Below are 6,112 nucleotides of genomic sequence, written 5' to 3'. Positions count from 1 at the left end.
GGCGAAGATCGCGTTCTGCGGCGAGACACCGACGACGGTGGCGCCGCGGTTGTCGTTGGCATCGAAGCCGTAGCCGGCATTGATACCGAAGTACGCGCCCGTCCAGGTGAACACCGGAACCGGGGTGAACACCGGCGGCGGAGCGCGACGCGGAAGGTCGGCGGCGGACGCGACGGCGGTGAGGCCGGCGAGAACGGTGGTGGCGAGGAGAAGGCTCTTCATTTTTTTCCAGGTCCTGGTTGGCAAAGCCGAGTTTGTTCTAAGCCGGGTTGCCCGCTCGGTCTGTCGCTTTCCTGCAACAAGCTCGCTCAGATGACCCGGAAGCGGTCAACGAAAGATGAAGGTTACGCCCGGCTTACGCGATGTCGTTCGCAGGTGTGTCTTGGCGCACATGGTCCGGCAGGAAAGATCAGGGTTCGCCCCACGCCTCGTTCTGTTGTCCGGGATTCACGATCGATTTACCGAAGACCGGAGCCGTGCTTATCATATGTCATGACCCTGCTCGGGCGGTGGCATTTTATTTCCTCCCTCGGAAGCCGTTGCGGCCGTAAGGCGAAGATTAACCATGAGCCTTCACCGTCGATCTCCGCGAGGGGCCGGAATTCGGCGGAAAGGTGCGCGATGAGCGAAGACATCGGGTCGGCGAAGTCGCACGGCATCCTGCGCTGGACGATCCAGACCACCGGCGTCGCCGCGATCGTCGCCCTCGCGGCAGCCCATCACTTCGCGCGGGCCGATCGGAACGCCGAGCCGACCCGTATGGCTCAGGCGACGTCGAGGGGGACGATCGCCGATCCGGAGACGACCGGCTCGATCGCGCAGGGCGTTCGCGCCGTGAGGCTCGATCCCTGCAACCTCCCCTCGGGCATGCGAGGCCTCCGCCCATAAGGGGCAGTCTTCGCGGCTTTCGGAGGGGGAAACCCCGGCTCGTCCGGGTGCATCAGATTGACAAGTGGTTGCAAGGGCCTAAGTGTCCCGCGCACTCGCAGGCGCGGCGGGCCGTCGACCCGACCGGCCGTCGCTGCCGTCGCCGCGACGATGTCCTCCGCGCCGGCCCTGCCCGACCCCGCGCGCAACGGTTCTCAAAAGATTATGTCATTTGCCGATCTCGGATTGAGCGACAAGGTCCTCCAGGCCGTCACCGCCGCCGGCTATACGGAACCGACGCCGATCCAGAGCCAGGCGATCCCGCACGTGCTCGCCCGGCGCGACGTCCTGGGCATCGCGCAGACCGGCACCGGCAAGACGGCCGCGTTCACCCTGCCGATGCTGACCATGCTCGAGAACGGGCGGGCGCGGGCGCGGATGCCGCGGACGCTGATCCTCGAGCCGACCCGCGAGCTGGCGGCGCAGGTGGTCGAGAATTTCGATCGCTATGGCACCAACCACAAGCTCAACGTCGCCCTGATCATCGGCGGCGTCTCCTTCGCCGACCAGGACGCCAAGCTGACCCGGGGCACCGACGTGCTGATCGCGACGCCGGGGCGCCTGCTCGACCATTTCGAGCGCGGCAAGCTGCTGCTCAGCGGCGTCGAGCTCCTGGTCATCGACGAGGCCGACCGCATGCTCGACATGGGGTTCATCCCCGACATCGAGCGCATCGTGAAGATGGTGCCGTTCACCCGCCAGACGCTGTTCTTCTCCGCGACCATGCCGCCGGAGATCGAGCGGCTCGCCGACATCTTCCTGCACAATCCCGAGCGGATCGAGGTGGCGCGCGCCGCCTCCACCGCCTCGACCATCGTGCAGCGTCTGGTCGCGACCTCGTCGGACGGCAGCGCCAAGCGCGAGCGCCTGCGCAAGCTGATCCGCGGCGAGGCCGACCTGAAGAACGGCATCATCTTCTGCAACCGCAAGCGCGACGTCGCGCTGCTGCAGAAGTCGCTGGTGAGCCACGGCTTCGATGCCGCCGCGCTTCATGGCGACATGGACCAGCGCTCGCGCACCACCGCCCTCGATGCCTTCCGCGGCGGCGAGACGGCCTTGCTGGTCGCGAGCGACGTCGCGGCGCGCGGCCTCGACATCCCCGCGGTGAGCCATGTCTTCAACTTCGACGTTCCGAACCATCCCGAGGATTACGTCCACCGCATCGGCCGCACCGGCCGCGCCGGCCGCTCGGGAGCGGCCTTCACCCTGGTCAGCCGCAGCGACGACCGCTCGCTCCAGGCGATCGAGTCGCTGATCGGGCAGCCGATCCCGTGGATGGACGGGGACCTCGACACCGCCGCGCCGAGCCAGGAAGGCACCGACGAGGGCGAGACGCGCACCCGCCATCGCGGACGCGCCGGCGATTCCGCGCGACGCGGCCGAAAGGTCCCCGCCGAGGCCGAGGCGCCGCGGGAGGCGCGGTCGTCGCGTGGACGGAGGGATTCCGTCAAGACGGAGCCTTTCGCCAACCTAGAGTCCGACTCGGTCGCGGAGACCTCGCCTCGGCGCGAGCCTCAGCGGCGACCGGACGAGGCGCGGCGGGAGGCACCGCGCCGTCCGGCAGCCGAGGCGCGTCCGCGCCCCGAGCGAACTCCCGCCCCCGCGGCTCGCCCTCCGCAGGAGCGGTCGCGCGACGAGCGCGGCTATGGGCGCCGCCGCGACGAGGACGGCGATACGCCCGTCGGTCTCGGCGAGCACGTTCCGGCCTTCATGCTGCGGCCGGCGGTGATCAAGAAGCAGGATTGAGCCGCAGATCGCGACCTCGGCCTTAACCCTCCGTCCACGCTCCTTAAGGTAGCTTGCGGCGTCCGACCCGAACGCCGACGCGACGGGGCGGCGATGGACGATGGGGATCGGATGAGCGAAGGGCTTTATGCCGACCGCGATCGCAGCTTCGCCCTGGCGCGCCGCGCCCAGGAGCTGATGCGCGATTACGGGCCCTCGGCGACACCGCGGGCCTACGCTGTCTGGTACACCTACGTCTCCGGCGATCAGCCGCTGATGAACGACGCGATCAAGCGTCTCACCGCGACGAACGCGGGATTGTCCGCCTCGGACGTCGACGATCTCTACGACAGCTATCTCGGCGGCTCGCGCTACGTCACGGCCGCCGGAGAGACCGGCGCGACGATGCTGACCGAGATCGAGGGCGTCATGGAGATGCTCGACCTCTCGCTCGGCTCGGCCGCGCAGTACGGCGAGTCGTTGCGCGCTCTGAGCCACGACCTCTCCGTCTCGACGCTGAACCGAGCGCGCCTGCGCGAGATCGTGGCCACCCTGGTCGCGACGACGCGGGAAGTCGCCTCGAACAACCGGACCCTCGAGGCGCGGATGCGGGAAAGCCGCACCGAGGTCGAATCCCTGCGCGAGAAGCTCGAGGCGACGCGGATCGAGAGCCTGACGGATCCCCTGACCGGGCTGGCGAACCGCAAGCATTTCGAGGAGATGCTGCACAAGGCGCTCGATCGCGCCTCGCTCGACACGTCCTCGAGCCTCGTCGTGCTCGACATCGATTTCTTCAAGCGCTTCAACGACCTCTACGGCCACCTCACCGGCGATCAGGTGCTGCGCCTGGTCGCCGTCGTCATGCGGGAAAGCGTCGAGAAGGGCGCGATGCTCGCCCGTTTCGGCGGCGAGGAGTTCGGCATCCTGCTGCCCGGCACGAACCGGGAAACGGCCTACGCCATCGCGGAGAAAGTCCGAACCAGCGTGATGGGCCGGGAGCTGATCAAGCGCTCGACCGGGGAATCGCTCGGGAAGGTCACGATCTCGCTCGGCGTGGCGTGCTACCGCCGCGGCGACACGCCGGTCTCGTTGCTGGAGCGTGCGGACCTGTGCATGTTCGCCGCCAAGCGCGCCGGCCGCAACCGCACGCTCGACGATGCGACCACGGCGGACCTCGTCGCCGCGGTCGCCTGATCGCGGGTTCAGGCCGAGGCGAGCAGCCGCTCCGGGCCGACCGGCGTGATCGCGACGGACTCGCCGCAGCCGCAGGCCGAGGTCTGGTTCGGGTTGTTGAACACGAACTGCGAGGCGAGCTTGCTGGACTGGAAGTCCATCTGCGTGCCGAGCAGGAACAGCAGCGCCTTCGGATCGACGAAGACCTTCACGCCGCGATCCTCGACCATGTCCTCGCCGGGCTTGCGATCCTCGGCATATTCCATCGTGTAGGACATCCCTGCGCAGCCGCCGTTCTTCACGCCGACCCGCAGGCCCGCGATCGGCCGGTCGGCGTCGGCGATGATCGCCTTGATGCGGTCGGCTGCCGCATCCGTCAGCGACATGACCTTGAAACTCGTGGACATCGGTGTCTCTCCGGCAGCCGGGTTCAAGGCCCGGGCGGTTGAGGGTGCGCGTACGGTCTTAAGATAAGGATCGCGCGGAGCACGGTCCATACCGCTCGGTGACGCTCACCACATGTCGAGGGCGACGCGGGCCTCGTCGGACATGCGGCTCTGATCCCACGGCGGATCGAACACCATCGTCACCGCGCAGGATTGGACGCCCGGGACCTTGGCGACCGCATCCTCGACCCAGCCCGGCATCTCGCCGGCGACCGGGCAGCCCGGAGCCGTCAGCGTCATGTCGATCGCGACCTTGCGGTCGTCGTCGATGTCGACCTTGTAGATCAGGCCGAGCTCGTAGATGTCGGCTGGGATCTCGGGATCGTAGACCGACTTCAGCGCGGCCACGATATCGTCGGTCAGCCGGTCGAGCTCGGCGGGCGGCACGCCCTCGGCTCCGGCGACCTTCGGCGTGTTGGCGCCTCCGGTGATCGTCGCGTCGCTGCTCATGCTCATCTCCTCATCGGGCCACCGCGACAGGGGGGCGACCCAGTCCAAACGCTCAGGCGAACATCATCTCGGCGCGGGCGAGCGCCTCGGCCAGCACGTCGATCTCGGCCTGGGTATTGTACATCCCGAACGAGGCGCGGCAGGTCGAGGTGACGCCGAAGCGGGTGAGCAGCGGCATCGCGCAATGCGTGCCGGCCCGGACCGCGACGCCCGAACGGTCGATCACCGTCGCGATGTCGTGGGCATGGGCGCCCTTCATCTCGAAGGCGATGACGCCGCCCTTGCCCTTCGCGGTGCCGATCTGCCGGATCGCATTCATCGCGCCGAGCCGTTCCTGGGCATAGGCGGTGAGCGCGGCCTCGTGCGCCGCGATCTTGTCGCGCCCGACCGACATCATGAACTCCAGCGCCGCGCCGAGGCCGACGGCCTCGACGATCGCCGGCGTGCCCGCCTCGAACCGATGCGGCGGATCGTTGTAGGTGATCGCCTCCTGGCTGACCGTGCGGATCATCTCACCGCCGCCCTGGTAGGGCGGCAGGCGCTCCAGCCATTCCTTCTTGCCGTAGAGCACGCCGATCCCGGTCGGGCCGTAGACCTTGTGACCGGTGAAGACGAAGAAGTCGCAATCGAGCGCCCGCACGTCGACCGGCTGATGCACCGCGCTCTGCGCGCCGTCGAGCAGCACCGGCACGCCGTGGGCGTGGGCGATGCGGACGATCTCGGCCGCCGGCGTGACCGTGCCCAGCACGTTCGACATCTGCGTGATCGCGACCATCTTGGTGCGCGGCGTGAACAGCTTCTCGTAGTCCTCGACGAGGAAGTTGCCCTCGTCGTCGACCGGCGCCCACTTGATGACGGCCCCGCGGCGTTCGCGCAGGAAGTGCCAGGGCACGATGTTGGAATGGTGCTCCATGATCGAGAGGATGATCTCGTCCCCCTCCCCGATCATCCCGGCCCAGCCCATCGACGCGGCCACGAGGTTGTAGGCCTCGGTGGCGTTGCGGGTGAAGATGATCTCGTCGGTCGACGCGGCATTCAGGAACTGCCGCGTGGTCTCGCGGGCACCCTCGAACCCCTCGGTCGCGGCGTTGGCCATGAAGTGCAGGCCGCGATGGACGTTGGCGTAGCCGCTCTCCATGCAGGTGACCATCGCGTCGATCACCGCGCGCGGCTTCTGCGACGAGGCGGCGTTGTCGAGGTAGACCAGCGGCTTGCCGTAGACTTTTTCCGACAGGATCGGGAATTGCGCCCGGATCGCCTCGACGTCGTAGGTAGGCTGGCGGAGAGGAGCGTTCATGGTGTCGGCCTCGAACCGGCGGTCTTTCGCAAGCATCGCCCCTCCAACCTGCAGCCTCGTCCAGAGGTGCCGAAGCGAAGCGGAGGCCTCGACG

The 6,112-nt window shown here is 68.1% G+C and carries 6 protein-coding genes and 1 pseudogene; 3 read left to right on the top strand and 4 right to left on the bottom strand.

Annotated elements, in window-relative coordinates; translation table 11 throughout:
• Nucleotides 1-222: pseudogene (locus tag MKK68_RS12360) on the bottom strand (porin family protein); the annotation flags it as partial.
• Nucleotides 223-621: 399 nt separating this feature from the next.
• Between MKK68_RS12360 and MKK68_RS12355 the strand changes: the two are divergent.
• From MKK68_RS12355 to MKK68_RS12345, 3 genes are all read left to right on the top strand, one after another.
• Entirely contained in the window at nucleotides 622-888 is a 267-nt protein-coding gene (locus tag MKK68_RS12355) for a hypothetical protein (protein WP_147729495.1), read from the top strand.
• Between the two features lie 204 nt (nucleotides 889-1,092).
• Nucleotides 1,093-2,673: a DEAD/DEAH box helicase gene (locus MKK68_RS12350; RefSeq protein WP_244030513.1), complete on the top strand. Its 1,581-nt coding sequence runs from the start codon at nucleotides 1,093-1,095 to the stop codon at nucleotides 2,671-2,673.
• 111 nt (nucleotides 2,674-2,784) lie between these two features.
• The gene (locus tag MKK68_RS12345) at nucleotides 2,785-3,846 is read left to right on the top strand and encodes a GGDEF domain-containing protein (protein ID WP_244030511.1); all 1,062 of its coding nucleotides are present in this window, start codon (nucleotides 2,785-2,787) and stop codon (nucleotides 3,844-3,846) included.
• A gap of 8 nt (nucleotides 3,847-3,854) precedes the next feature.
• Here the strand turns inward: MKK68_RS12345 and sufA are convergent, their stop codons facing one another.
• The 3 genes from sufA to MKK68_RS12330 form a co-directional block, all read right to left on the bottom strand.
• The gene (sufA, locus tag MKK68_RS12340; protein WP_147726385.1) at nucleotides 3,855-4,232 is read right to left on the bottom strand and encodes a Fe-S cluster assembly scaffold SufA; all 378 of its coding nucleotides are present in this window, start codon (nucleotides 4,230-4,232) and stop codon (nucleotides 3,855-3,857) included.
• Between the two features lie 105 nt (nucleotides 4,233-4,337).
• Nucleotides 4,338-4,721, bottom strand: coding sequence for an SUF system Fe-S cluster assembly protein (locus MKK68_RS12335; protein ID WP_147726384.1), 384 nt, complete (start codon nucleotides 4,719-4,721; stop codon nucleotides 4,338-4,340).
• A gap of 52 nt (nucleotides 4,722-4,773) precedes the next feature.
• Entirely contained in the window at nucleotides 4,774-6,018 is a 1,245-nt protein-coding gene (locus MKK68_RS12330) for a cysteine desulfurase (protein ID WP_243945334.1), read from the bottom strand.
• Nucleotides 6,019-6,112: the final 94 nt, after the last annotated feature.

This window comes from Methylobacterium sp. E-016, from assembly GCF_022829745.1.
Lineage (GTDB): Bacteria > Pseudomonadota > Alphaproteobacteria > Rhizobiales > Beijerinckiaceae > Methylobacterium.
This window is presented reverse-complemented; position numbering and strand designations above follow the sequence as displayed.